Genomic DNA, 25,125 nt, shown 5'->3' with positions numbered 1-25,125 from the left:
GCTGCATAGTTGAACAGTGATGTTCAGCAGTGTTCAGCGTAAATGTATCAGACTTGCCTGAGCTACACAATGACCGAGCTGGGGGGTGCAGTCAGGGCAGGCCCACCCCAGATTTCCACCTGGGCGAGGACATAGCTAGTGAGCGGATAGAAGCGGACGCTGTCTTCCTCGGGCTTGATCTTCTTGCGGAGCCGCAGTTTGAGCTCCTCGAACTTGTCTTTGTCGAGGATGCACTCAAACACGCTGTATTGCACGCGCTTGCCGTAGCCTTCTAGCAGGTCGGCAATTTTCTTGCGTCGCTTGTCGCAGGGAGTATCGTAGGTAACAACATAAAGAAACATCAGCGAATCCGGTAGGGCTGGTACAAATCTTGAGGATTATAGACGGATTGCTTAAACTTTTTAACTTGCTGCGTTAGCAGATCCCAGCGGGGTTGATCTCCGTCAGGGGTCTGGATGGATCCCTCCATTCTTTGGATGAAAGCTGTAAGGTACTTTTTCCTGCCACTATCACTTAGAAAACAGCCACCATCGCGATGCTCAAAGTCTTCTTCGATGTTCATAATGCCCTTGTTGATCAGCCAGAGGACTATTGAATCTACAATAGGCGCCCGAAATTCTTCCAGTAAGTCCGAAACCAGAGCAGCATGGCGTTCACTGCTAGCGTGCAAGCAACCCTGATAGGGATCCAAATCTTGCAGCTCAATTAAGGTTAATAGGTGGTTCCAGAGCACCATGTAGCCAAAGCTGAGCATGGCATTCACTGGATTGGTGGGCGGCTGTCGGGTGCGCTTGATCAAAACAAATCCTTTTTGTTGTAAGCAATTGCCCAATTCGGGAAAATACAAAGCTGCGCCGATCCCTTCAATGCCTCGCAATTGATCCAGCGAAGTAGCCTGCAGAGCTTGAGCGGCCAAGTGTTCCAGGCTGCGCAGGGTTAGATCCCTGGTTTCGCTGGGGCGCTGCCTAAGTTGTCGCATCAACAGCACGCGGCCATTGAGGAGCTTAGCTCGCACTATTTGGGCTGCTGTTTGCAGTCTCCATGCTTCAGGGAGCGCCTGTTGCCAATGGGCCAGGCGGCGGTAGCCCCTTTCAATGGGAATGAGGCGACCGTAGCAATAGCCGAGCCGGGAGAGGTAGGCAATGGGGATATTCCGCTTCAAGCACTCCCTCACAACATCGGTAGTCACCTGAGAGCGGCCAAAGATTAAAATTTGCTCCAGCAAGGGCAGAGGCATCTCTTGCAAGAGCGACTCGCCCAAATGAACCAGCACAAACTCTTGCCTGAGGCTTAGCCTGCACCCTTGCTGGGAAACATACAAGGTTCGCATTATTGATCATCTCGACGCAGACTCTCTGAGCCTCGCCTTGGCTCTATGGAAGTGCTGGTCTTGGATTGGCGCTCTTCTGGCAAAACCTCCACGTCAATTTCAGGGCTTGACAAAAGATCCATGACCATCTCTGTTAAGCTTCCAGAAAAGAAGCTGGCAATGGCAACCAAAATAGTGTTGGTAATCACGGCTGCCAGGCCCAAGGGAGCAATGAGCAAAATGGCCAGTGTAATCGAGCCATTGATTACGGCTGTAACAAGGTTTCTGAGAACTTTGGCATTGATCTTCTTTTTGGGCATTTTGTTTCTCCAAAAATTCTTCGAGATTTCTTCTATCTCAAGGGCCAGATTACTTGAAAATCATCAGCATCTTTCTTGAGCTCCTCAAGATACTTTTTCCTAGGATATGCCGTTGCCCCAAAAACGGTAACCACTTGGTAATCACCCAAATCGGCAATCCAAACCGGAGAGGGCAGAGCACCTCCCTGTACACCCCCGCACAAGAATTTGTCGTACCGGCCTTCATCTTGTCGGTCTAAGCGATGCAAAGTTGCCAGGGCATAGGGTTTGTTGAAATCTTCCTCGCCGCTGCAGACTACGATCCTGCAGTTGGCATCCACCGCTTGCGGCCATTTATCCCTCTGAACCTGGCCAGCACTTCTTGGGCTATCGGGGTTAATGGCCTGCTTGGTTAGAGTCTTGAGAGCGTCAAAGAAGTTGCCCAGGCGCTTTTGGAAAAGCTTCTGAAACCCGGCCACCGACTCCGCCAGCTTCCAAAAGGCATCCTCCGACCTGGGAATTAGGGTAGAGCCGCGCCACCAGGGAGGCCGGTCGCGATCCTGGCGGGAGTAGCAGGGTCTTCTAGCTCCTTGACCCACACCTCCCAGATGGAACATCATCCAGGTGAGGTTAGTAAAGAGCCTTTTCACCGCCTCCTGCTCTGCTTGGGAAGCGTAATTTTGGCACTCGCTAGAAAAACTCAAGACAAGGATCCCTTCCTGTTGGCCTGCGGCTTCTCCTCGCTGATTGGGCTCCGGCCGAGAGACTTTGCCGTTCAGCAAATCCACATGGATCCAGCCGTGTTTTTGCTCAGGGGTGATGGAGCCAAAAAGTTGGCCCTCCCACTTTTGCACCTGAACAACTGGCAGAACCCCTAAGGCAAAAGTGCGAAACCAGTAGCGCAGCATATTCTTAAAAGCCACAGGCCGCACTTCGGCAATGGGTCGATTATCATAGCGATTCCTACCCGGATTCCAGTTAGCTACTTGACGCCCGTGAATAAGTTGGCCTTTTAGCTCGAAGGGCAGCCGCAAGAATTCCCCTGGCATCTTGTCCAGCGATTTTCCTAGGGGGATCAGCCGGCCATAGCCAGTATTCACCTGGGATCCCACCCCTTGCTCTAGACCCTGGATCAGCCACTCCTTGACTTGAGCCAATATCTGGTCGGTACAGCCGGGGCCTTTGCGTAGGCCAATCAAAAAAGTAGCTTGTTTGAGAGAAAAGAACAAGTTAGGGTTAGGAGAGTAGTCAAGATTCTTTCCATTCCATTTCCAGATATTGTTGGCAATATCTACCGCCAGGCCTCCGGTTTTGGAGTTATCGGGATCCTCCCACCTCTGGGGCCGAGTGGGCATAGGGTAGGCATCCAGAAAAATTACCTTGCCAGCACTGTCTTGTTCGTCAGCTTGTAGGTGACCAAACCAAGGAGCTACAGCTTTGTCCGCTTCCTCCCAAGAGAGGTTGCGCTCCCGCATCAGCTCTCGAATGGCCTGGGATCGGGCTACGCCGCGCAGGGTGGAGCTGGGAATGTAAGGGATCCCTAAGGGATCGAAAGCGGGGAGCAACATGCTCTCTGGACCCTTGGCCCCACCGACTCGAATTCGCCAGGGACAAGTAACCTGAAAGGTGTCGCTGGCAATGCGTTGGGTGCGCTCATTCAAAACTTTCAGGCGGGCTCCAAGGTTGATCGTTGTTTCCACTTGGTGCGCCAGCTCCGCTTTGGTGCCGTCTTTAGAAGCATCAAGCGGCGCTCGCATCCAGCGCAGATATTCAATAAAGCCAGCGGTGGGATCCGGCCTGGGCGTGGGATCCAAGGGGTGACCCAGCCAAGGCGAGGGCGGAGGATTGTTGCCTCCTCCACCGCGCGGCTGGTTTCCCCCTCCATTGCCTCCTCTAGGAGAATTAGGGCCCCGATTTTCCTGAGGCGGCCGGCGGCTGGGATCCCCTGGCCTGGGGGGACGAGGAAGCGGCTGAGGAGCGTTGCCAGGACGAGTAGGGCGATTGCCAGTCATGGGATCTTCTCCAAAAGTGGGAAACAGCGTTAGGAATTGCCAAGGGTTTGCCGAAATTTGCGCAACATAGCGCTGGTGCCAATTTCTAGGGCGCGTCGAATGAGTTGAGGTACAAGATTGGGGATGTCGAAGTCTGGAAAAAGCCAGCTGCAGCTTGATTCTACGTAGTCTTCTCCCTGCAGAATAAAGATCCGCAAACTTCGCTCACCCAAGATCCAAACTTCCGGCACGCCGATGGCTCTATAGGCCTCGATAAAAGTTCGGGAAGTAACGTCGGACTCGATGGCCAGATCAGGTGGGGGCAACTGATCGACATCGATCCTGCCCTCGCAACCTCGCACCAACTCCAGGTGATTGACATAGAAGCAGGTGTCGGGCTCCACGCCAGCTCTGCCTGGCTTTTTGAGGGTTGTTGAGCCAAAGTCTTCCCAATCTCTCCCCTGAGCATCTAAGAGAGCCTTTACAATGTCACTGGCAATGCGATGAAGGCGCTCGTGTTTGGATAAAGGAGACATGATCTCAAAAGTGCCATCGTAGTAGGCAATGCGAGTGTGGCGATCTTCGCCCAGCTCCTCCAGAATGCTCTCGCAGTCTTGCCAGGTAAGAGAATGAATAACCACTCGGCTGCCTTCTTGCAGGGAAATCGCTTGCAGGGGGATCGCGACGCCCATTACTCTCCTCCTTTAATGTCGTGGTAGATGGCCATAGCCCAAAAGCCGAATTCCTGAGCCAAAGCCAGACCTAGCCCTGTTAAACCTAGATACTCTTCAACTCCCAATTGCATAAGACGATCCAGGCCGTTGGAGTTAGCAATTCCCTTTTGGCCAGAGATCTCTTCTAGGCAATCAAAAAACTCCTTGACTACTTGTTTTTTCCCTTCCTGGTTGAGGGCATCTTCTTCTGCCTTAAGGCGCAGCAGGCCCCAGGTGGAAAGGTAGGTGTAGAGCTCCACAGCCTGGTTTTTCTGCTCCTTAAGCTTTTCTTGGTCTTTGGTTTGAGCCCTTAACTGGCGAAGGGATTCGTAAACGGGCTTGGCCAACGTGCGGGGATCAAAAGTTTCCATAAAGCCTCCTCAACTAGTTCCAAGACAACTCGACAAAGCCCCGGCCTAGGCTCTCTTGGCCGCCAATTTGTAGAAGTTGGTTCTTCTGGAGAAGCTTCTGAAATTGCTCCACTGCTTCTTGGGAACTGCCGTTGGCCTGGGCTGTTACCCCCCAGGTAAAGTACATCAGGCTATCGGGGGGGATGGCCTCTTCGTAGCGAAAGCCGCCTTCTACAACTTTGTGCTCGCTGAGCTTAACTTTCACCTGCCGCCACAGGCTCATTTGAATAAGGGTGGCACAGTGCTGATCCGGCAAGACAAGGACGCGGCTGATGCTGGAAGATTTGACAAAGCTTTGCCAGTTTTCCCACTTTTTCAGGCCATTTTTTAGGATGGCATCCTTAAGGTAGATGGGTCGGTTTGTCTCCAAGTTGGTGCTATAGGGATCCGGCGCATCCAACTTTTGACCACTTAGCCGCAGCCAGCGCTTGAGCAAGAGGGGGCAGCTAATCCAGACTACCCCGTGGCTGAGGGAAGCCACCGGCACCCACAAGAGGGATCCATCCCCAATCCAAATGGAGCCTTGGGTAAGCTGATCCCCTTCCCCAATTTCGTTGCCAAAAAGCTCAAACTTTAACTCTTTCTCGGCCACGCTGGCCCGCAATTTGCCGCGGATGGTGCTGGAAGGAATGTAGGGCAAGTTGGTGTGGGCTTCGCGGGCAATGCCCAAGAGGTTGCCTTCTTGGGTGGTGCCGCCGGTGTGCAGGGGAGTCAGCAAGGTGAGATAAACCAGGTGAAAGCTCATAGAAAAACACTCCTTATCCGTCAAAACAGGACTTCAAAAGTTGACCCAAGGCAGCCAGAGCAACTCGCTGTAGCCCAACAGCCGCCAGCGGTGGAAGACGTTGAGCCGGCCATCTTCCAGCTCCGGCTCGTCCTGGGCAAGGGGAGCTGGATGCTCCAAGTAGTAGATGCTGCCAGGCGGGGCGGCAAACACTTGCGGAGCTGGCAGGCTGGTCTTGCGCGGCTCTGTCAGGGACTCCACCCCCAGGCGGCCACTAATGGGAACCGGTTTGCCGGTGGCCACGCTCACCAGAGGGCCAGTGAGGGAGTGGGCAGGATGAGGGGTGGCCAAGCGCCACTCCCAGGGCCAGGCGCGGCAGAGGGAGCGCCCATCCACCTTTTTGATGAACACCCCAGGCGTGACGAGGTAGGCCAGGGATCGCTGGCCTTGCCGGAAGGTCTGCCGGGAGAGCTCCTGCAGCGCTTGCCATTGCTCGCCCAGCTTTGGACAGGGGCTTAAGAGGGCGCCGTGGCCTTCTCCTCCCAGCCGCACCACCACTTCTTGCTTCAGAGGCAAGGGATCCCAAGTTTCGCGATCGGGATCCCAGCACTCGATGGAAAGGGCCAGGCTCCAGCCGGGCTGCAGGCGGATGCAGGTCTCCACAAAGTAGCCCTCGGCCTCCCGCACCTGGCGTTTGCCTGCCTGCAGGGTGTTGTGGGGCCGCACTTCCGCCACCCAGGGGGACTTTACTGCCTGCTCCAGATCCCAGCCCTTGCCCTGCAGTGCAGTTTGCACCGCCTGAAAGGGCAGGTAGCCGGCGGCCTTTTGCTTGGAGCTTGGCCGTTCCTCCTCCGGAGCTGCTGCCACCAAAGGGGCGGGCCGGGTGGGATCCCAACGGTAGCCGTCATAGGAATGGCCCTCTTCCAGCCAGGGGATGGGCACCAGCGGGGATCCCTGGTAGAGGTGCAGAGGGCCGGGGAAGTAAAGCTGCTCATCCCAGCAAAGGAAAGAGCCGCATAGGCGCAGGGTTGCCGGCTGGCCCAGGTGAGCCAGAATGGCGCCGGCCAAGGTGTGGCCGCTGGGGGGAAAGCCGCTATTGGCCCAGGCCCGCTCCCCCGGCGCAAAGGGCTTGGCATCGCGAAACATCCACACATCTAGAGGCGATAGCGTGAACCAACTCATCGACCGTTCCTCCCCAAAGTGACGGTGCGGTTGCGCAGCACAAAGGCCGCCAGCTTGAACCAGTTTTTGATGGCCAGATCCCAGGCCCCCGGCTGGGCGGGCAGGCTGTGCTGCCAAAAGTGCTGGATAAATGCGATTAGCTGGGTCTGGAAACGATCCGTCTGCTCGCTTTCGCCGTGGAAGAGATCCCGGCGGCTGCAGAACAGGCGGGCCCAAGCAGGCACCGCTTCCAGGCTGGGGGCTGGGTGCTGCTCCCAGAGCTGGGCGGCGTGTTCAAATAGGGAGCTTTGATCCTGCTTTTGGCCCAACAGCTTCCAGTCAAAATCCAGCAGGTCTTTCCACTTGTCGAAGGTGTCGAACTTGCAGGTGCTCACCAGTTGGTTGCCGTTGGCAAACAGTACCCGCACCTGGGCGCTGTCTTTGGAGCTGCCCTGGGCATAGGCCTGCTCTTTGGCGCCTTGTTCTGCCTCCCAGAGATTCTCCAGGGCAATGGCCAGGGGCACCGAGTGGTGGGCAATCACCACGCCAAAGCTAATGCTGGCCAGGGATCCCAGGGTAAAAAGAGGGCGACGGCTTAGGCCAGCCGGCAACTGCGCCTTTTGCCACTGCCAGTAGTCCCCTCCGTTGGCAAACTCGCGCCAGTCGTCTTCGCCGCCGCGGAAACACTGGCGGATGTCCCAGAGCCAGCCATCCCACTCCCAGAGGTTGGTGTAGGCCAAAACGTCGTCTCCGCCGGCGTAGATAAGCCTGCCGGCATAGCGCTGCTCGGTGAGGTAGGGCACCAACTGGCCGGAAAAATCCAACAGAGCCCGGCTGAGGGCGCTGTGGGTGGCCGGGCCCATGCGCTTGCGGCTGGCTTTAACAAACTCGCTGAAGGCGTCCTTGACTTGCTTGAGCTCTTCAGAGTCGAGGACGCGGCCAATAGCGTCCCTCTGGCCATCCGCTAGGCGCTGCAGCGGCTGGGGCAGGTAGTCGTAGTAGGGCTTCATCTTCCCCCCGCTCAGCCACTGGCCCATGTCGTCGCCATCGCCCGCGGCCAGCACGTACCAACTGGCGGGGTTGATGCTGGGGTAGTAGCGGCTGAGGGTGGCCTCGATCTCCTGGCGGCAGCGCTTCTGGGTTGCCTCGTCTGCTTCCAGGTCCTCCACCAGCCAGCCGGCGTTGAGCAGCCGCGGGTGGTAGCGCAGGTTTTGCTGGTCAGCCCACGGGATCCCCCACTTGCCGCGCATTTCTCGGATGACCTCCCGAATGGCGGGGTGGATGGCCTCAACGGCGCGGCAGGCCTGCTCGAAGTGCTCCAGCTCGCGTCGCCCGTGGGTTTTCAGGTAACCGGCCACGCCAGCAGTGAGATCTGGGTAGGAAGCGGCGACCTCGTCTTCGTCGAGGGTGGGGAAGAGCTCCGGCAACACCTTGTCTAGGGCCCGCTTAACCGTTTCGGTGGCGTTGAGCTGCTCGCGGCCATCGAAAAGCCCTGCCTGGCGCTGCCAAAGCCGCCGGCTCTCCCCTTCGCTAATCCAGCGATTCCTGGGGGAAGGGTGAACCACCGGCCCTAGGCCAGAGACGGTGCTGCGCGGCCCAAAGGCCACCGGCAACTGCCAATCGCGGGCCTGTTTGCAGGCAGCCTGCAGCCGGCGCGTCGCCTCCACTGCCGCTGCCCACCAGGAGCCTACGTTTAGCCCTGGCTTGTGCTGGCGGTGCTGCTGCCTTTCGGGATCCCAGAAGCTGATCCGCAGGAACTTCAGCTCCGGGTCGGCAAAAAGCTGCCGCTTTCCTTTGAGATGGTAGGTGCGGTTTTGGGCGCTGACCCAGGGATCCCGCTCGATGGACTCCTGGGACTTGAGGATGGCGGTGTCTTTAAGCCTTTGGTGGGGGGATCCCAGGGGCGCCGCCGCCCAGTAGATCTGCCACTGGTGCTCCAGCCATCCCTTCCAGGTGGGATCCTCCGGGCGCAACTGCACCAGCCAGCGGCGCTCCAGTTGCAGGTGCTCCAGCGCTCTTTCCGCCAGGTGGCGCCATTCTTCTTTGAGGGTCTGCTGGGCCAACTGCATGGCCGCCTGCAGCCGCTCTTCGGGCAACAGCAAGAGGATCACGTTGGGGAAGCCGGCGGTGAGCAGAGTGTTGGCAGAAGGCTGCGGGATCCACTCGGCAAAGGGGGGGTACTTCTCCAGCAGCCAAGCGTCGATCAAAGGCTGGCCGTAGAGGCTGGGGTAGAGCAGGCAGTCGGGGCCGTATTTCTCCGCCAGGCGCCAGCAAAGCCGCGCCGAGAGGTAGTGCAACAGCCAGGATCCGGCCCAAAAGTCCCGCATCTTGCGGCTGGCTTTGATCAGCTCCTGGATGGGGTTGAAGGTAAAGCTGGCCAAAAAAGGCCGCGTGAACTTGGGTTCGTCGTAGCCGGCCAAACAGCCTGCCAGGGCCGCCACAACGCTGGTGTGGCTCCACAGGGATCCATCGGGCAGCCGCGTTTCTGCCGGCAAAAGCAGGAGGCTTTCATCGCCAAACTCCCGCGCCAGCGCCTGGGGAAAACAGCGCCAGAACCACCAGAACACCTTCTGGATATCCTCCTGTTCTTGCCAAATCCAGTCGGGAACTACCCTTGCTTCCTGCGCCAGCAAGTACTCGGCGCGGGAGCGGGCCTGCTGCAGGGCCCGGTGCTCCTCTTCGGGCAGTTGCCAAAAGCGCTTGCGCCCGGAAAGCAGATGGCTCATCTCTAAGCCCGGCCCCAGGCTCTGGCCGCGATCCGCTAGCTGGTAGTCGATGGCAACGGGCAGGTGGCCAATGGCGGCCCGATCGCTGGCGGAGGCGACCAGATCCGCATCTCCCACCTGTGCCAGAGGGGATCCCTCTGCCTTGGGCGAGATCCACCCCTGCATCGCTGCTAGGTTTGGCCACAGCCCTTCCTTAGCGCGGCCAGAGGCGTCGTGGAGGGCTTTGAGGGCAGGATCATGCAGCAGGCCCCAGAGCTTTGCTTGCCAGTAGTAGTGATAAGACATGGTGTTTTCGCAGGAAAGATAGGAAAGTTAAGAACTGAACGTGCAAGAAACAAAGTAGACAAAACCCCAGCAGCCACCCGATAGCCGGCTGCAGAAGCTACAAAACAAAGTCCACCGATCCCGACCGGCCCTCAGGTTTTTTTCAGTATTTCTCCAGGTCAATAGGACTTGTTCAAGCTCAGCCCCTGCCAACCGCTGGACCGAAATTGAAAACCCAGAACCTGAGGGTGGGCCGACGTTGGTAGCCTACCGAGAATTGGAAGGATCCCCTTCCAATTCCCCCTCTGTTCGAGTCAATTCAGGAAACAGCGCTTCCAGTTTCGGCAGCAGATCCTGCAGCACAAAGCTCTCCAGAACTTCGCTGCGTAGAGATTTGGGTTTCATCTGCACATGGGCTACGTCGTTGCGGTATTCGCTCAGCCGAGACCAGAGCTTGGCTAGCTGCTGCACATCTGGGACATGGGCGGCAATGGGAGGCAGGGACTGAAGCTGCTCTTGGTGTTGGATAAGGGATCCAGTCGCAGGGAGATCTCCCAAGAGCTGCTCTTCCCGCGGGATGAGGGATCCCAACTGGTGTTCAATTCCCTGCCGCGCTTCTCGTTCGAGGTAGTTTTGGATCCCCTCACAGAGGCAAAGGGCAGAAACCACCCACTCGCGAGCCAAGAGAAGGGCTTGGGTGGTGAAGCGCTTTTCAACATACCAGCGCAGCAGTTGAAAGTGCTTTTGAACTTGAGCGCGGGGATCCTCCTTCTGGTCTGCCGGCAGCGCCAGTTGGCTGTAGCTATTTTGAATGCTTTGCAGCAGCAGGCCGAAGGGCTTGGCAAATTGGCCCACCTCTTCTGCCAACTCCTGGGTAGAGTGTCTTTGTAACTTGCGCAAGTCCTCCTGCAGGCTGACCGGCCTCACCAGCTCCAGAGAACGGGAGATGTCGCGGATGGCTTGTCCAAAGCTCTGCAGCCGGGTGGGCCTGGGATCCCCTTTGCCGGGCCTTTGCTGTCGGTAGAAGTCCCGTTGAACGGTGTCCAAAAGCTGGCCCAGCTCTACTGCCGAGCCGGTGCTGATGAACTTGTCGCTGGCCGTCAGCCAGTCCAGAAGCCGAATGGCCGGCGTGAGATCGATAATGGGGGTCTCCGCCTGGCCAGGGCGGTAGAGGCCGTAGTAGAGCCCCTGGATCTCGACGTTTTTAGCCTTGCGCAAAAGGGCGGCTCCCAAGAGCACCAGCAGCGGGATGGAGCGAAAGGCGTGGGTGATATCAAAAAGCAGCCGGCTGTTGGGCTCGATGCCATCGACCAGCACGTCGAAAATCTCCCAGGTCTCCGCTTCCGTTTTGCCCTCAGGAATGGCTTTGGCCACCTTCTCCACCTGGGGTGGCAAGGACTCCTGCAAGCGGCCCCAGTGCTTGGCGCGGGCCTCCTCCGTCAGCAGGAGGATGATTCTATCAATTTCAAAGAGCTGGCAGAGGGCCTTGGCGACGTAGCAGGTTTTGTCTGCCCTTTGCTCCCCAAAGAAATACGTCGTCTCGGTGTAGTCGCCAGTGCCCAGGGTGGTCAAAAGGGTTTTAGCCATAGGGATCCTCCAGGTGGGTCTGCAACGCATCAAAGCACAACCGCTGGCAAGCTACCGCAACCTGGAAGCCCCCCCTTCCCAAAAACAAGAGGCCTTTTCCCGCGCAGTGAAGGCGAAAAACCCAAAGTTAGCCTAGAACTAGAAAGCAGTTGGCCTCTAGAACGAGAGGGATCCTGGCATGCTATCGACCGAAGAGCTGTCGATTGCTCATCCAAAACTTACTCCCGAACAGTTTCTCGCCTTGCCAGAGGAAGATACTACCTATGAGCTGGTCAATGGACAAGCTGTTCCCAAAGATTTGCCGATGTCTCCTCAGAGATTTCATGCCTCTTTGCAGAAGCGGCTGCTTTTCATTCTGGATGCCTGGTGTCAAGGCAAGGGGGATGTGTACACAGAGCTGGCAGTTGTTTTGCAAAGGCAGGATCAAGATTGGCTTCCTGTTCCCGATTTGCTCTATGTTTCCTTTGAACGCTGGCCAGCGCAGCTTGAGGAAGACGGCCCTTGTCCCGTCGCTCCCGAACTGGTAGTGGAGATTCTTTCTCCCGGCCAGAGTTTTGGGGCTGTACTTCAAAAAGCAGCGGACTATCTGGAAGCTGGGATCCCTCGCGTTTGGGTTGTGGATCCCCAAGCCAAGAGCATCACCGTTTTCTACCCCGATGCCCCGCCGCGGACTTTTACGGGATCCCAAGCCATCCAAGATGAGTTTCTGCCCGGCTTGAAGGTTGTCCCCCAGGATGTGTTTGCCCAGGCTCGGATCCCTTAGTTGTTTTAGCTATCTGAGAGGGCTACCATGATTGAAGCTCTGGAAAGGCTAGCAAAGGAACCTGCCGAAAGCTCTGCAACAGCTTCTCGGAAGATTTGGACTGATGAAGAGTTTATGGCTCTGCCCGATGATGGCAATTGCTATGAAGTTGTCGATGGGAAGCTGATTGCTTTGGGTTCGGCAAGTGCAAGGCATGGATACTATGTAAGTTTGATTCACATCCTCCTAGGTGCCTATGTTCGCAGCCAAAAGATTGGCTTTACTTTTGACTCCGATACTTCGTTTAAGATGAAATCTGGCAATCGCCGCTCCCCAGATTGTTCTTTCTTCTCCAAGGAGCGGCTGCGATCTCTCGGCGGGATCCCCAAGGGCTATATCGAGGGATCCCCAGATTTGGTTGTAGAAGTTCTCTCTGAAGTCAACACAGTGGGAGAGATCCACAATAAAATCGTCGAGTACTTTGAAAATGGATCCCGCCTTGTTTGGCTTATTCATCCCGAAGAAAAGTATGTTTTGGTTTACCGTCAGCCTGAGCCCGCAGCATTGAAGCGGCCAGGAGATATCCTGGAAGGCGAAGAGGTGATCCCTGGGTTTGCCTTGGATTTGTCAGAGTTTTTTGCCGAACCTGAGTTTTAGCTGTTTGCCAAGCTCGCAAGTCTTCCAGGGTTCCGCGGCACCTGGTAAACTGGCGCCAAAAACGGGATCCAATTTCATGAGGCCGGTTTACCTGCAAGTTCTGGAGCGCAACCCCAGACGGCTGCGAATTGCCCTGCAAAGGTTTACCCCTGAGCAACTGGCCTGGCGGGTGGTGGCGGGTTTGGGGCTGTTGGCGCTGGGATCCCAGCTCTGGGGCCGCTCGCCGCTGGTGGGGTTGCTGGCCGTAGCAGCGGGCCTGGGGATTGGGATCCCTTGGGGGCTGGGGCAGATCCTGAGCTTGGATCGGGAGCGGCAGCGAGCGACCCTGACCCGGCTGGGTGGCCCCTGGGGGCTTTGGCGGCAGCAGGTATTCTCTTATCCCCTCGCCCAATTGCAAGGGGTGCGGCTGCAGCGGCTGGGACAGGAGATCTTGGATGAGGAGGCGCGGGAGAGCTTTCAGATCCAAGCTCAGGTGCGGTTGCAGTTTCGCCGCGGCGCTTTTGAACAAAAGCTTGAAGAAAAATTTCAAGAAGAGGTTATTGCTTGCTTCAGCAGCCAATCGGCGATCAAAGAAGGCGAGCCGGAAGCGCTTACCCTGGCACAGCGGCTGGTGGGCTGGATCCAGGACTATCTTAACCTGTGAGGTTCCCTTCTGGGCAATTGCCGAGGTTATATAGTTGTTGATTGTGATACTTGGCAATCCTTGGCAAACTGCCGAGAATTGGTGTGGGTTTGAATAGGCACTCTCGCCTATCTTAACAGAATTTTGGCAATGCTAAGCTGTCATGATCATTCCTTGGGAGACCATTGTTGAGGAAGCTTTGGGCAACTGGCCGTGGCTGCTTTTGTGGGCAGCCTGGCTCCTGGCGCTTGTCTTCTGGCAGAGGCGGCGGCCGCATCAGGCCCAGGTTGGTTTTCCCGATGTCATCATGCTGGCGCGGGCGGATACAACGGTGGTGGAGTGTAACGAGGCCTGCCAGAAGGTTTTCGGCAATTGGCAGGGCCGGCGCTGGATCGAGGCCTTGCCGCCAGAGGAGCAAGAGCAGGTGCGGCAGAAGATATCCCAGCTTACTCCTCAGCAGCCTACCTTTGCTTGGGCTCACCCCTTGTTCGATGCGGAAGGAAAGGTGCGGTGGTTTGAGTGGATCAACCAGGGCCTTTTCGACCGGCGGGGCCGCTTGCAGTTTATTCGCGGGGTGGGCCGAGACATTACCGAGAAGAAGCAACTGGAAGAAAATCTGCGCCTGCGGGAAGCCCAACTGAGGGCTCTTCTGGACGCCCTGCCGGCAGCCATACGGGCCAGGGATCCCCAGGGAGTGCTGATTTTGCAAAATGCCACCGACTGCGCCTGGTATGGCGACCTGCTGGGCACTTCTCTGCAAGAGGCAGCGCAGCAACATCCCCACTGGCTGGAGTACACTGGGCAAGCCTTGTCTGACCTGGAGCGGCAAGGGTTTTCCCGATTGGAGAGCAAGGAAATCATCCAAGGCCAAGAGCGCTACACCTATCGCCTGGCTGTCAAGCTGCAGGATGAGTCCAAAGGTTTGGGATGGCTCGGCATTGTCTTGGATATTACCGAGCAAAAGCGGCTGGAACAACAACTGCGAGAACAACAGGAGCGCTTTCGCGCCTTCCTCGACAACAGCCACGACATTTTGTGTTGGATCGATGCCCAAGGCTTGGTTCATACTCTCAATCGCCCGGTTACCCAGAAAGTCTTGGGTCGTTGTCCTGAGGAGGGAGAACCTATACCTCTGGATTGGGTTCACCCGGAAGATCGCCAGATCGTTGCCGACGCCCTTGAACAACTGAAGGCTCGGCCGGGCGAGACGCTCAGCTTTGTCTATCGGATGCAGCATGCCGATGGCCATTGGGTGTGGTTGGAGAGCCGCTGCACCAATCTTTTGCAGGATCCTGCGCTAGGGGGAATTGTCTGCAGCACCCGCGACATTACCCAGCAAAAAGAGGCAGAACAGGCGCTGCGGGAAAGCGAAGCCCGCTTTCGCGAAATGGCCGAGGCTGTGCCGGTTTCCTTCTTTCTCTATTCTCCAGATCTCAGTCAATTGTTTTATAAAAGCCCTCAGTGCGAGCAGATCTGGGGATACAAGCCGGAGGAGTTTTACCAAAAGCCCGATCTGTGGCGAGAAAAGATTCATCCGGAAGATCTGCCGAGGATTTTGCAAGCCGTACCTCAGGTCATCCAAGGAGAGAAGCCGATTACCTATCGCATCATTCATCGAGATGGCCGGGTGCGCTGGTTGCGGACTTCCTGCCGGCCTATTTTCAATGAACAGCAAGAAGTGATCCGCATTGCCGGCATTACCGAAGATATCACCCAGCAAAAAGAGGCGGAGCTGGCCCTGCAAGAAAGCGAAGCCCGTCTCAAAGCTATCCTCGATGGGATCCCTTTTCCCATCTTTGTTAAAGACCTGCAGGGCCGCTACTTACAGGTCAATCGGGCTTACCTGCAGAAAAACGGTAAACTTCCAGAAGAAGTTCTCGGCAAAGTCGATGCGGAACTCTTCTCGCCAGAGGAAGCTCTGAAGTTTCGCGAGGAGGATCAAAGGGCAATCCAATCTGCTCATCCCCTCAGCTATGAGCACACTGTTTGCCGTGATGGGCAAGAACTGGAAAAGTGGATCACCAAGTTTGCCCTGCGGGATCGGCGAGGGGATCCCTATGCCGTTTGCAGCATTGTGGTAGATATCACCCCCCTCAAACAAGCCCAGGATCTGCTGCTGCAAGAGGCAGAGCGAGAGAGACTCCTGGGATCCCTGCTGCGCCGCATCCGCGAGAACTTGGACTTGCAGCCCCTCTTGCAGACCACGGCGGCGGAAGTGCGAGAGTTTCTCCAGGTGGATCGGGTGATGATCTACCAGTTACAGGACGGCATAGGGGGATGGGTAGCTGCCGAGGCGGTGCTGGATCCCTGGCCCAGCCACTTGGGCCGCTCCGTGTGGGATGCTTGCTTTCGCCAGGATCCCTGCTATCGCAAGTACCAACAGGGCTTTGTGCAGGCCATCGACAATGTGGCGACAGCCAGTTTGGATCCCTGCCATCGGCAACTCTTGGAATCCTTTCAGGCTCAGGCCAACTTGGTGATCCCGATTCGGCGGAGGGAGGATCTCTGGGGCCTCTTGGTGGCGCAGCACTGCCAATCCAGCCGCCCGTGGCAGGAGTGGGAAATTGAGCTTTTGCAGAAACTGACCGACCAGTTGGCTGTCGCGTTGCAACAGGCTCAGTTGTACGAGCAGATAAAAGCTCTAAAGCAAACGCTAGAAGAAAAAGTGCGGCAGCGCACTGCGCAGCTAGAGCGGGCTTTGCAATTTGAGGCTCTCCTAAGAAGCATTATCAACCGCGTGCGCGATTCTCTCGACGAAGCTGAGATCCTCAGCGCCGCCGTGCGCGAGCTGGGAGAAAGTCTAGATGCCGATGGCTGCGACATCAGCCTTTACAACGCCGATTTCACCCTTGCCACCATCCGCTACGAGTATTGCCCCCGCTCGAAGTCTTACCTAAATCTCTCTGTACCTTTGCAGAGAGGCCCTTACGGAGACGTTCATCGACAACTGCTCAGGGGGCAGTCTTGCCTATTTTGCTTTTCAGGGAAAGCCCTGGAAGACCGCCAGGTAGTAATGGCTTGTCCCTTGCTAGATAAAGGCCAAGTGCTGGGGGATCTGTGGATCTTTCGCTCGGCGGCGCGTCCTTTCGACGACCAGGAGATCCAACTTATCCAGCAGGTGGCCAACCAATGTGCCATTGGGCTGCGGCAGGCGCGCCTGTTCCAGGCTGCCCAAGAGCAGGTGCAAGCCCTGGAGCGCCTCAACCAATTGAAAGACGACTTCATCAGCACCGTCAGCCACGAGCTGCGCACTCCCCTGGCCAGCCTGAAAATGGCCCTGAAAATGCTGCAGATAGCTCGCTCAGAGGAGAAACGAGCGCAATACTTCCTCATTGCCGAGCGGGAGTGCCAGCGGGAGATCGAGCTCATCAACGACCTGCTGGATCTGCAGCGGCTGCAGGCGGAGGCCTATGCGCTGGAGGTGCAAGCCCTCACCTGGCGAGATCTGCTGGGGGATCTGCTGACGGTTACCCAAGAGCGGGCCCGCGCCAAGGGGCAGAGCTTTCAAGCCAGCGTCCCCCTAGAAAGCACCATCACAACGGATCCCTTGCTGTTGCAACGTATCCTGCGGGAGCTGCTGCACAATGCTGTGAAATACACCCCGGCCCAGGGATCCATCCGCCTACGGGTAGAAACCGAAAACCGCCGCAGCATCGTCGAGGTCAGCAATAGCCAGCCGATCCCCGCCGAGGAGTTGACCCGCATCTTTGAGCGCTTTTACCGCATTCCCAGCAACGATCCTTGGAAGGAAGGGGGCACGGGTCTGGGCTTGGCCTTGGTGAAACAGATGGTGGATCAGTTGCGCGGATCCATCGAGGTGAGCAGCGCCGCCGGCTGGACAACCTTTACGCTTCACCTACCTCATCTGCCCCAACTTTGACACAAAAGGATAGCTTGGTAGCCCCGTACTTGAGTGCGGGGCGGAAAAGCCCTTGAGCCACTTTAGTTGCTTCTTTGTTATAGTTAGTACAGAGCTTCTCCAGGAAAACAACCTACTGCGGTGCAAAACCCGCGCGGCAATAACTAACCTGGAGGAACTTAAGTCCGAAGTAAGCAGAACTTTGAGGTTATGCCTCAAAGGACTGTCTAGGGGCGTCTTGACAGCGCCTTCGCGAGTCCATTTGGGTGGGAGTGTCAAATCCCACGCTGAGGTCTCAGGCTTCTGCCATAGTGGAATTGGTCTTTTGTTGCTCCGTCTCTATGCTCAACTACCCGCCCAGCCATCCGGATCCCACTGTTGTCGACTTCTACCATGGGCAAGCGGTGCCGGATCCCTATCGCTGGCTGGAGGATCTGGATTCTGAGCAGACGCGAGCTTGGATCGAGGCGCAAAACCGCCTAACTTTTGACTACTTGCAGCGGATCCCGGCCCGGCAGCGGCTTCTGGAGCGCCTGAGGCAACTGTGGAACTACGAAAAATACAGCCAGCCCTTCAAAGAGGGCAACCGCTACTTCTACTTCAAAAACGACGGCCTGCAAAACCAGAGCGTTCTCTATACCCAAGAAAGCCTGGAGGGAGAGGCGCGGGTTTTGCTAGATCCCAACACCCTCTCGGAAGACGGCACGGTGGCCCTCTCAGGGATTGCCATCAGCCGCGACGGGCGCTACCTGGCCTATGGTCTCTCCCGCTCCGGCTCCGACTGGCAGGAGTGGAAGGTGCGGGATATCGAAACGGGAGAAGACCTGCCGGATCACCTGCGCTGGATTAAATTCTCCGGGGCCAGCTGGACGCTGGACGGGCAGGGATTTTTCTACAGCCGCTACGACGAGCCGGCCCCTGGCAGCGAGTACGAAAGCGCCAACTACTTCCAAAAACTCTACTACCACCGCCTGGGCACCCCCCAGTCGGAAGATCTCTTGGTCTACCACCGCCCTGACCAAAAAGAGTGGGGCTTTGCCGGCGGGGTTACCGAAGATGGAGACTACCTAATCATCTCCGTCTGGCGGGGCACGGATCCCAAAAACCTCCTCTTCTACAAAGACCTGCGGGATCCCAGCTCGCCGGTGGTGGAGCTTATCCGCGAGTTCCAGGCCGAGTACGCCTTTGTCGGCAACGACGGCTCCCGCTTTTGGCTGTTGACGGACCTCCAGGCTCCCCGGCGGCGACTGGTGGCCATTGATCTCGACAACCCAGGTCAGTTGCAAGAGGTGATCCCCGAAGCCGAGGAGACCCTGCAGGGAGTTAGCCTAATCCACAACCAGTTCGTTGCCTTCTACCTCAAAGACGCCCACACCCAGATCCGGACCTTTGCTTTAGACGGCACCTACCTGGGGGAAATTCCCTTGCTAGGGCTGGGATCCGCCAGCGGCTTTGGCGGCAAGCGCCACGACACCGAGACCTTCTACACCTTCACCAGCTTTACCACTCCCCCCACCATCTACCGCTACGACTTCACCAGCGGCCGCAGCACCCTCTTCCGTCAGCCCCAGGTGGATTTCGATCCCCAGGCCTATGAGGTGCAGCAGGTGTTCTACGCCAGCCAAGACGGCACCCGCATCCCCATGTTCCTTGTCCACCGCCGCGGCCTAGCGCGGACAGGGGATCACCCCACCCTGCTGTACGGCTACGGCGGCTTTGGCATCTCTCTGACCCCCAGCTTTTCGGTGGGCCTGGTGGCCTGGCTGGAGATGGGAGGGGTTTACGCCCAGCCCAGTTTGCGCGGCGGCGGCGAATACGGGGAAGCCTGGCACCAAGCGGGCACCAAGCTCAACAAGCAAAAGGTCTTCGACGACTTCATTGCCGCGGCTGAGTGGCTCATGGCCAACGGCTACACCAACCCCTCCAAGTTGGCCATCGCCGGCGGCAGCAACGGCGGCCTCTTGGTGGGGGCCTGCCTGACCCAAAGGCCGGATCTCTTTGCAGCAGCCCTCCCCGCCGTGGGGGTGTTCGACATGCTGCGCTTTCATAAGTTCACCATCGGCTGGGCCTGGATCTCCGAGTACGGATCCCCGGAAGACCCGGAGGAATTCAAGGCCCTCTACGCCTACTCCCCCCTGCACAACCTCAAGCCCGGCACCGCCTACCCCGCCACCCTGATCACCACGGCAGATCACGACGACCGGGTGGTGCCCGCCCACAGCTTCAAGTTTGCCGCCGCCCTGCAGGCGGCCCAGGGGGGATCCCAGCCCATCCTCATTCGCATCGACACCAAAGCCGGCCACGGGGCCGGCAAGCCCACTGCCAAGCTCATCGAAGAGACCGCCGACCGCTGGGCCTTCTTGGTGCAGGTGCTGGGGATCCAAGCGGGCTAGCGACTCCGCGCCGGCAACCCCCTAGGCCCCAGGCCCACCCGACCGGCATAGACGGCCGCTTCCCCCAGCTCGTCTTCGATGCGCAGCAGTTGGTTGTACTTGGCGATGCGCTCGCTGCGGCAGAGGGATCCGGTTTTGATCTGGCCGGCGCGGGTGGCCACCGCCAGGTCGGCGATGGTGGTGTCTTCTGTCTCACCGGAGCGGTGGCTGATGAGGGTGCGAAAGCCCGCCTGAACGGCCAGTTGAATGGTCGAGACCGTCTCTGTCAGGGTGCCGATCTGGTTGAGCTTGATCAAAATGGCGTTGGCAGCGCCGCTGTCGATGCCTTTCTGCAGCCGGGCCGGGTTGGTTACAAACAGGTCGTCCCCCACCAGTTGCACCCGGGATCCCAAGCGGGCGGTCATGGCCTGCCAGCCGGCCCAATCTTCTTCCGCCAGCCCGTCTTCCAGGGAGAGGATGGGATAGTTGGCCAGCAGTTGCTCGTAGTAGTTCACCATCTGCTCGGCGCTGCGGGCTTTGCCCTCGAAGTGGTACTGCCCATCCTGCAGCAGCTCGTTGGCCGCCACGTCCAAGGCCAAGGCGATATCCTCCCCTGGCCTGTAGCCCGCCTGTTCAATAGCCGTCATCAATAGATCCAAAGCTGCGGCGTTGGAGTCGAGGTTGGGGGCAAATCCGCCTTCATCCCCCACCCCCGTGGACAGTCCCCTCTGCCGCAGCACTTGTTTTAGGGCTGCAAACACCTCGGCTCCGTAGCGCAGCGCCTCGCGAAAGCTGGGTGCTCCGATGGGCACGATCATAAATTCTTGAGTATCGAGGTTGTTGTCGGCGTGGGCGCCGCCGTTGAGCACATTCATGAGCGGCACTGGCAGCAGGTTGGCAAAGGGTCCACCCAGGTACCTGTACAAAGGCAGGCCCACTGCACTGGCAGCCGCCTTAGCTGTAGCCAAAGAAACTGCCAAGATGGCATTGGCTCCCAGTTGCGACTTGTTGGGGGTGCCGTCCAGATCGATCAGCAACTGGTCGATGCGGGCCTGGTTGAGGGCATCTTCTCCCTGCAGCTCCGACTGGATGGGGCCGAGGATGTTTTCCACTGCCCTCAGCACACCCTTGCCCCCGTAGCGCTTGGGATCCCCGTCCCGCAGCTCGTGGGCCTCAAAAGTGCCGGTCGAAGCGCCACTGGGCACCTGGGCCAAGCCGGTTGCCCCATTGGCTAGGCCCACCAAAGCTTCTAAGGTCGGCTGCCCCCGGGAGTCGAGGATCTCATGGGCGGTAATCCACTCGATGGCCGTTTCCACAGTTGCACCTCAGCAATTGGCTAGACAGTTCTGGCCGAAGCCAGATTGCCAATAGACTAGTGGATTTTTGCCCCTAGATCCCTTTGCTTCTGGAAAACTTTAACGGCTTGCCCCTGTTTCAAGAGAAGCGGAAGTAGAATAGGCAGAGTAGTCCGGGTGGGGTGGAGGGGGAATCTGCGACTATGTTCGAAAGACTGCTCTTTCCCATCGACAACTCGCGCGAAACTAGCCACGCCCTGCCCTTGGTGGCGGACATAGCGCAGCGCTACAAGAGCCAGGTCTATCTGCTCTCCGTCCTAGACAGCACGGACCTGAGCCCAGAGCAAGCCGAGCAAGCCCGCCAAAGTATCCACAACTTGCTCAAACAGGCTGAGGCTGGCCTCCAGCAGATTGGCATCCAAAATGTCAAGAGCGAGTATCGCGAGGGGAAGGTTCCTTTTGTCATCTGCGACGTGGCGGACGAGCTGGAGATCAGCCTAATCGTGATGGGATCCCGCGGCATCAGCCTAGCCGAAGGCCGGAAAAACGAATCCGTCAGCCACCGGGTCATCGACCTCTCCCCTTGCCCAGTGCTGGTAGTACCCTGAAGACCAGACCTTCTCTTTCCGGGGAGTGTGTTGAAGTTGTCTCAAAATGTTGCCTTGTGTAACAGCAAGGCCGTTTTTGTTCGTGTTGAGCAGGAGTCTGCTGTACAACGAAGAGCGAGGTAGCCCGGATTACTGGTTACACCCCTGGGAATCGGTATGGAAAATCAAAGTCGTGGTCACAACAAGGCCTCGCAGAGAACCTTCGAGGTGATGCGGCATTTCGCAGAAACCTACGCCAAACGTACCGACACTTTTTTCTGCTCTGATCCTACGATTACGACGGCAGTGATCGAAGGCTTGGCTCTCCACAAAGAGCAGTTGGGCGCTCCGCTCTGTCCCTGCCGCTTTTACGAAGACAAAGAGGCGGAAGTGAAAGCCGGCTATTGGAACTGCCCCTGCGTGCCAATGCGCGAGCGCAAAGAATGTCACTGTATGCTCTTCTTAACCCCAGACAACCCCTTTGCCGGCACCAGCCAAACCCTAGAGGAGGTGCCCCTGGAATACCAAACGAAATAATCGGCCAAGTGCCTGTCATTGGAGGGGACGATCGGGCGGGGAGGGGTGACAAAGATCGGTATAGTCAGAGAATAGCTGGGTAGTTGCTATTCGCAGGAGGAGGAAACTCTTTTATGACTCCCTCACTGGCTAACTTTCTCTGGAGCTTGCTGTACGGCGCAGTGGTGCTGGGGCTTCTCTTCGGCGCCATCGTCTTCGTCAGCCAAAGAGATAGGGTGCGTCGTCGCTGAGTCTCCTGCTCGCCAGGGCTTGTCTGCGGATTGCCCACCGCCCTTTATGATCTAAAGCTGATCTGGCGACATCCCGGGAGCGTTGACCCACCCCCTGCACTACTGGCGGCAAAAAAACCGCTACTACCACGAGGATCTGGAGCGGCTGCACCGCTTCTTCGTTCCCCCAGGCCTGCGCATTCTGGAAATTGGCTCCGGCACCGGATCCCTGCTCAACGCTTTGCAGCCCAGTTTTGGGGTGGGGATTGACTGGGACGCAGAGATTGTTGCCCAGGCGCAGAGGCAGTTTCCCCATCTTCACTTTCGGGTGCAGGATGCCCACACGCTGGACAAGCAGGATCCCATCTTAGCGGAGCCTTTTGACGTTATTTTGCTCGTCAACACCTTGGGCTACCTGGCAGACGTTCAGCAGGTTCTTGAGCGGCTGCGCCGTTTTTGTACCCCGCGCACTCGCCTGATCCTCTCGTACCACAACCCCCTCTGGGAGCCGCTGCTAAGCCTGGCGACCGTCCTCAAGCAGCGCATGCCCCTGCCGGCAGCCAACTGGCTCTCGGCAGGCGATGTGGCCAATTTGCTGCACCTAGCAGGGTACGAGGTCATTCAGCAGGGCAAGCGGCTGTTGTTGCCGCGGCGGATCCCACTGCTTTCGACGCTGATTAACCGCTTCATTGCCCCCTTGCCCGGGATCAACGCCCTTTGTCTAACGGAATACACGATCGCCCGCCCCCAGCCCGATCCCGCCTGGGATCCCCCCCTTGAGGAGCAACCTTCTTGCACAGTGGTGATCCCAGCCCGCAACGAGGCGGGCAACATCCGCCGCTGTGTGCAGCAGTTGCCAGAGATGGGATCCCGCACCGAGATCATTTTTGTAGAGGGGCATTCCAGCGACGACACCTGGGCTGAGATCCAGCGGGTTCAGGACGAATACCAGGGGATCCGCACCATCCAGGCTCTCCGGCAAGAGGGCAAAGGCAAGGGAGATGCGGTGCGCAAGGGGTTTGCCGCGGCCAGCGGCGATGTGCTGATCATTCTCGACGCCGACTTGACTGTCCAGGCGGAAGAGCTCCCCAAGTTTTTCCGCGCGGTGGCCTCCGGGCGGTGCGACTTTGCCAACGGCTGCCGCCTCGTCTATCCCCTGAAACCAGAAGCGATGCCGCGCCTCAACCAGTGGGCCAATCGTTTTTTTGCCGCTCTCCTCTCCCACATTCTCGGCATCCGCATCAAAGATTCCCTCTGCGGCACCAAGGCCCTGTGGCGGGAGGACTATTGGCAGATTGCCAAGCTGCGGCAAGAATGGGGGGATTTTGACCCGTTTGGGGATTTCGACCTGTTGTTGGGGGCGGCCAAGCGCACCCTCAAGATCCTGGACATCCCGGTGCGCTACTTCCCCAGAACCTATGGGCGCTCCAACATCCAACATGTGCGGGACGGGCTGCGGCTGCTGCAGATCTGCGCTTTTGCCCTCAGCCGCTTCAAGGGATCCTGAGCCCTAACCCCTTCAACACGGTTTTGATCCAGACGGGCCGCTTCCCCATCCGGATCCCTGCCCAGCCTCCCAGAAGTTGTTACAATAGTTAGCCATTGAAAAATGCATGGATCAGCCCTGAGAAAAACCGCCACAGGAAAAAGCAATGGGGGAATCCGTGTTGAGCAGGCTCGGCCAATGGATCTCAAGTACTCCCCTACGCTCCCTCGATCGAGCCTATGAAGCTGCCCTGCGCATCAAAGCCATCGAAGACCGCTACTTTCAGGGGGGATCCATCGGCAGCAACGGAAACCACGGCCAAAACACCAGCCGCTACTTTCAGATCCAATTGCGCCAGGAATTGCGTCAAATTGATCTTAGTTTAGCGGAGTTCAGGGCCAGTAGCGTTTTTTCTCGCCTGCCGGATCCCGAGCAAAATGGCAGCGGCCCTCCCTTCTCTTCCGACAAAGATCAGGCCAAAGAGGCCCCCGTCGGCCCTTCTGAAAACGACGGTAAAGACGCTGAAAATGGCCGGCAAAGTCGGGATCCCTCGATTTTGGAAAAGCTGGAGTTTATCGATCAGGTGACCTCGCGCTACAAGCGCCCCGCTGCTCAACCCAGGTCCACCTCCCCTCCGCCCAAGTCTCAAGAGCAACCAGAGCCACTGACCTCAAGCCAGCCGGAGCCCTCCGATCCCTCCATCAAGACCAATCTTGCTAAGACAAACCTCGACAACAGCAATGCCCCGGTTGCCTCTAAAACGGCCCTCCTGCCTCGCTCCATCCTGCGTACGGCCAACCAGATCCGCCGTGAGCTGAGTTCGCAGGCAGAAGAAGAGCTGCTCCAGGAGTATCGCAGCCAACGCACGCGCACACTGGTGGCAGTTCGGTTTTTGTTGCTGCTGGCCATTTTGCCGCTGCTTGTCCAGATTTTCTCGAAACACTTCCTGTTCGGGCCGTTGGTGGATCGCTTTCAGCCGCGGGAGCCCACCATCCTGGCTCTGAGCTACGAATTTCAAGAAAAGGCTCTCTCCGAGTTTGAGTTTTTCAAGGAAAAAATAGAGTTTGAGCGGGCTTTACACCACCAATCTCCAGAGCTCGACCTGGAATCCGAAGACCAACTGTCCAAGAAGGCAGAGGAGTTGCTGCAAAAATACAGCCGTAAGAATTTGGAAGGCCTCAAGAACGTCCTTGCCGACGTGCTATCGCTGCTGGTGTTTGGCTGGCTGATCTTCATCGGGCGCGAGGAAATTGAAGTTCTCAAGTCTTTTTTGGATCGCCTGATCTATGGCCTCAGCGACAGTGCCAAGGCTTTCATTATTATTCTCTTCACAGATGTGTTCGTCGGCTACCACTCTCCCCATGGCTGGGAGGTGCTGCTGAGCAGCTTAGCTGCCCACCTGGGTCTGCCAGAAAACCGCAATTTTATCTACGGCTTTATTGCCACTTTTCCGGTTTTCCTCGATACACTCTTTAAGTACTGGATCTTCCGCTACTTGAACCGCGTATCGCCGTCGGCGGTGGCCACCTACCACGCCATGAACGATTGAGGGTTTGCAGTTGCCTTCATCGAGAA

General features: G+C 57.6%; 21 protein-coding genes. 10 read left to right on the top strand and 11 right to left on the bottom strand.

Annotated features, from left to right (window positions below; all coding sequences use genetic code 11):
* Positions 1-62 precede the first annotated feature (62 nt).
* The 10 genes from cas2 to csx2 all read right to left on the bottom strand — a co-directional run bounded on the left by cas2 (position 63) and on the right by csx2 (position 11,184).
* Positions 63-341 (bottom strand): CRISPR-associated endonuclease Cas2, encoded by a 279-nt coding sequence (gene cas2 / locus GG26_RS09885; protein ID WP_414390308.1) that lies wholly within the window; start codon positions 339-341, stop codon positions 63-65.
* Positions 341-1,330, bottom strand: coding sequence for a CRISPR-associated endonuclease Cas1 (gene cas1 / locus GG26_RS09880; protein ID WP_414390305.1), 990 nt, complete (start codon positions 1,328-1,330; stop codon positions 341-343). Before cas1 ends, cas2 begins: the two co-directional genes overlap by 1 nt.
* Positions 1,330-1,629 carry a CRISPR-associated protein Csx18 gene (csx18, locus tag GG26_RS09875; RefSeq protein ID WP_099812781.1) on the bottom strand — a complete coding sequence of 100 codons (300 nt, stop codon included), beginning with the start codon at positions 1,627-1,629 and terminating at the stop codon, positions 1,330-1,332. The genes cas1 and csx18 overlap by 1 nt, the downstream gene beginning before the upstream one ends.
* Before the next feature lie 32 nt (positions 1,630-1,661).
* Positions 1,662-3,422: an RAMP superfamily CRISPR-associated protein gene (locus GG26_RS09870; protein ID WP_414390302.1), complete on the bottom strand. Its 1,761-nt coding sequence runs from the start codon at positions 3,420-3,422 to the stop codon at positions 1,662-1,664.
* Positions 3,423-3,649: 227 nt separating this feature from the next.
* Positions 3,650-4,291, bottom strand: coding sequence for a Uma2 family endonuclease (locus GG26_RS09865; protein ID WP_099812779.1), 642 nt, complete (start codon positions 4,289-4,291; stop codon positions 3,650-3,652).
* Positions 4,291-4,683 carry a hypothetical protein gene (locus tag GG26_RS09860; RefSeq protein WP_011431336.1) on the bottom strand — a complete coding sequence of 131 codons (393 nt, stop codon included), beginning with the start codon at positions 4,681-4,683 and terminating at the stop codon, positions 4,291-4,293. The genes GG26_RS09865 and GG26_RS09860 overlap by 1 nt, the downstream gene beginning before the upstream one ends.
* A gap of 13 nt (positions 4,684-4,696) precedes the next feature.
* The gene (gene cmr4, locus GG26_RS09855) at positions 4,697-5,467 is read right to left on the bottom strand and encodes a type III-B CRISPR module RAMP protein Cmr4 (protein WP_099884681.1); all 771 of its coding nucleotides are present in this window, start codon (positions 5,465-5,467) and stop codon (positions 4,697-4,699) included.
* Positions 5,468-5,500: 33 nt separating this feature from the next.
* Positions 5,501-6,628, bottom strand: a complete 1,128-nt coding sequence (locus GG26_RS09850; RefSeq protein ID WP_414390298.1) for a type III-B CRISPR module-associated protein Cmr3 — start codon at positions 6,626-6,628, stop codon at positions 5,501-5,503.
* Complete coding sequence (cas10, locus tag GG26_RS09845) at positions 6,625-9,618, bottom strand: type III-B CRISPR-associated protein Cas10/Cmr2 (RefSeq protein WP_414390295.1); 2,994 nt, start codon at positions 9,616-9,618, stop codon at positions 6,625-6,627. The genes GG26_RS09850 and cas10 overlap by 4 nt, the downstream gene beginning before the upstream one ends.
* Positions 9,619-9,864: 246 nt before the next feature.
* Complete coding sequence (gene csx2 / locus GG26_RS09840) at positions 9,865-11,184, bottom strand: TIGR02221 family CRISPR-associated protein (protein WP_414390292.1); 1,320 nt, start codon at positions 11,182-11,184, stop codon at positions 9,865-9,867.
* 178 nt (positions 11,185-11,362) lie between these two features.
* Between csx2 and GG26_RS09835 the strand changes: the two genes are divergently transcribed.
* The 5 genes from GG26_RS09835 to GG26_RS09815 all read left to right on the top strand — a co-directional run bounded on the left by GG26_RS09835 (position 11,363) and on the right by GG26_RS09815 (position 19,457).
* Positions 11,363-11,947, top strand: coding sequence for a Uma2 family endonuclease (locus GG26_RS09835; RefSeq protein ID WP_011431342.1), 585 nt, complete (start codon positions 11,363-11,365; stop codon positions 11,945-11,947).
* Between the two features lie 27 nt (positions 11,948-11,974).
* On the top strand, positions 11,975-12,583 hold the full coding sequence (locus GG26_RS09830; protein WP_414390289.1) for a Uma2 family endonuclease: 609 nt from the start codon (positions 11,975-11,977) through the stop codon (positions 12,581-12,583).
* Positions 12,584-12,659: 76 nt separating this feature from the next.
* On the top strand, positions 12,660-13,226 hold the full coding sequence (locus GG26_RS09825) for a hypothetical protein (protein WP_099812771.1): 567 nt from the start codon (positions 12,660-12,662) through the stop codon (positions 13,224-13,226).
* Between the two features lie 142 nt (positions 13,227-13,368).
* The gene (locus GG26_RS09820; protein WP_414390286.1) at positions 13,369-17,085 is read left to right on the top strand and encodes a PAS domain S-box protein; all 3,717 of its coding nucleotides are present in this window, start codon (positions 13,369-13,371) and stop codon (positions 17,083-17,085) included.
* Positions 17,086-17,405: 320 nt separating this feature from the next.
* A complete protein-coding gene (locus GG26_RS09815; RefSeq protein WP_414390283.1) occupies positions 17,406-19,457 on the top strand; it encodes a prolyl oligopeptidase family serine peptidase in 2,052 nt (683 codons plus the stop codon).
* Here GG26_RS09815 and eno read toward each other — a convergent pair.
* Positions 19,454-20,752 (bottom strand): phosphopyruvate hydratase, encoded by a 1,299-nt coding sequence (gene eno / locus GG26_RS09810; RefSeq protein WP_414390280.1) that lies wholly within the window; start codon positions 20,750-20,752, stop codon positions 19,454-19,456. The genes GG26_RS09815 and eno overlap by 4 nt on opposite strands.
* A gap of 182 nt (positions 20,753-20,934) precedes the next feature.
* Here eno and GG26_RS09805 point away from each other — a divergent pair, with 182 nt between their 5' ends.
* The 5 genes from GG26_RS09805 to pxcA all read left to right on the top strand — a co-directional run bounded on the left by GG26_RS09805 (position 20,935) and on the right by pxcA (position 25,099).
* Positions 20,935-21,339 carry a universal stress protein gene (locus tag GG26_RS09805; protein ID WP_011431348.1) on the top strand — a complete coding sequence of 135 codons (405 nt, stop codon included), beginning with the start codon at positions 20,935-20,937 and terminating at the stop codon, positions 21,337-21,339.
* 156 nt (positions 21,340-21,495) lie between these two features.
* A complete protein-coding gene (locus GG26_RS09800; RefSeq protein ID WP_414390276.1) occupies positions 21,496-21,855 on the top strand; it encodes a ferredoxin-thioredoxin reductase catalytic domain-containing protein in 360 nt (119 codons plus the stop codon).
* A 113-nt stretch (positions 21,856-21,968) separates the two neighbouring features.
* Positions 21,969-22,085 carry a photosystem II reaction center X protein gene (locus tag GG26_RS09795; protein ID WP_011431350.1) on the top strand — a complete coding sequence of 39 codons (117 nt, stop codon included), beginning with the start codon at positions 21,969-21,971 and terminating at the stop codon, positions 22,083-22,085.
* Between the two features lie 82 nt (positions 22,086-22,167).
* On the top strand, positions 22,168-23,571 hold the full coding sequence (locus tag GG26_RS09790; protein WP_099812766.1) for a glycosyltransferase: 1,404 nt from the start codon (positions 22,168-22,170) through the stop codon (positions 23,569-23,571).
* 157 nt (positions 23,572-23,728) lie between these two features.
* Positions 23,729-25,099: a proton extrusion protein PcxA gene (pxcA, locus tag GG26_RS09785; protein ID WP_240530517.1), complete on the top strand. Its 1,371-nt coding sequence runs from the start codon at positions 23,729-23,731 to the stop codon at positions 25,097-25,099.
* The last annotated feature ends 26 nt before the right edge of the window (positions 25,100-25,125 follow it).

The sequence above is a fragment of the Synechococcus sp. 'PEA 65AY6A-5F PE A' genome (assembly GCF_047462575.1).
In the GTDB taxonomy this organism is placed as follows: Bacteria; Cyanobacteriota; Cyanobacteriia; order Thermostichales; family Thermostichaceae; genus Thermostichus.
Note: the sequence above shows the minus strand (reverse complement) of the source record. Positions and strands in the feature narration are given on the sequence as shown.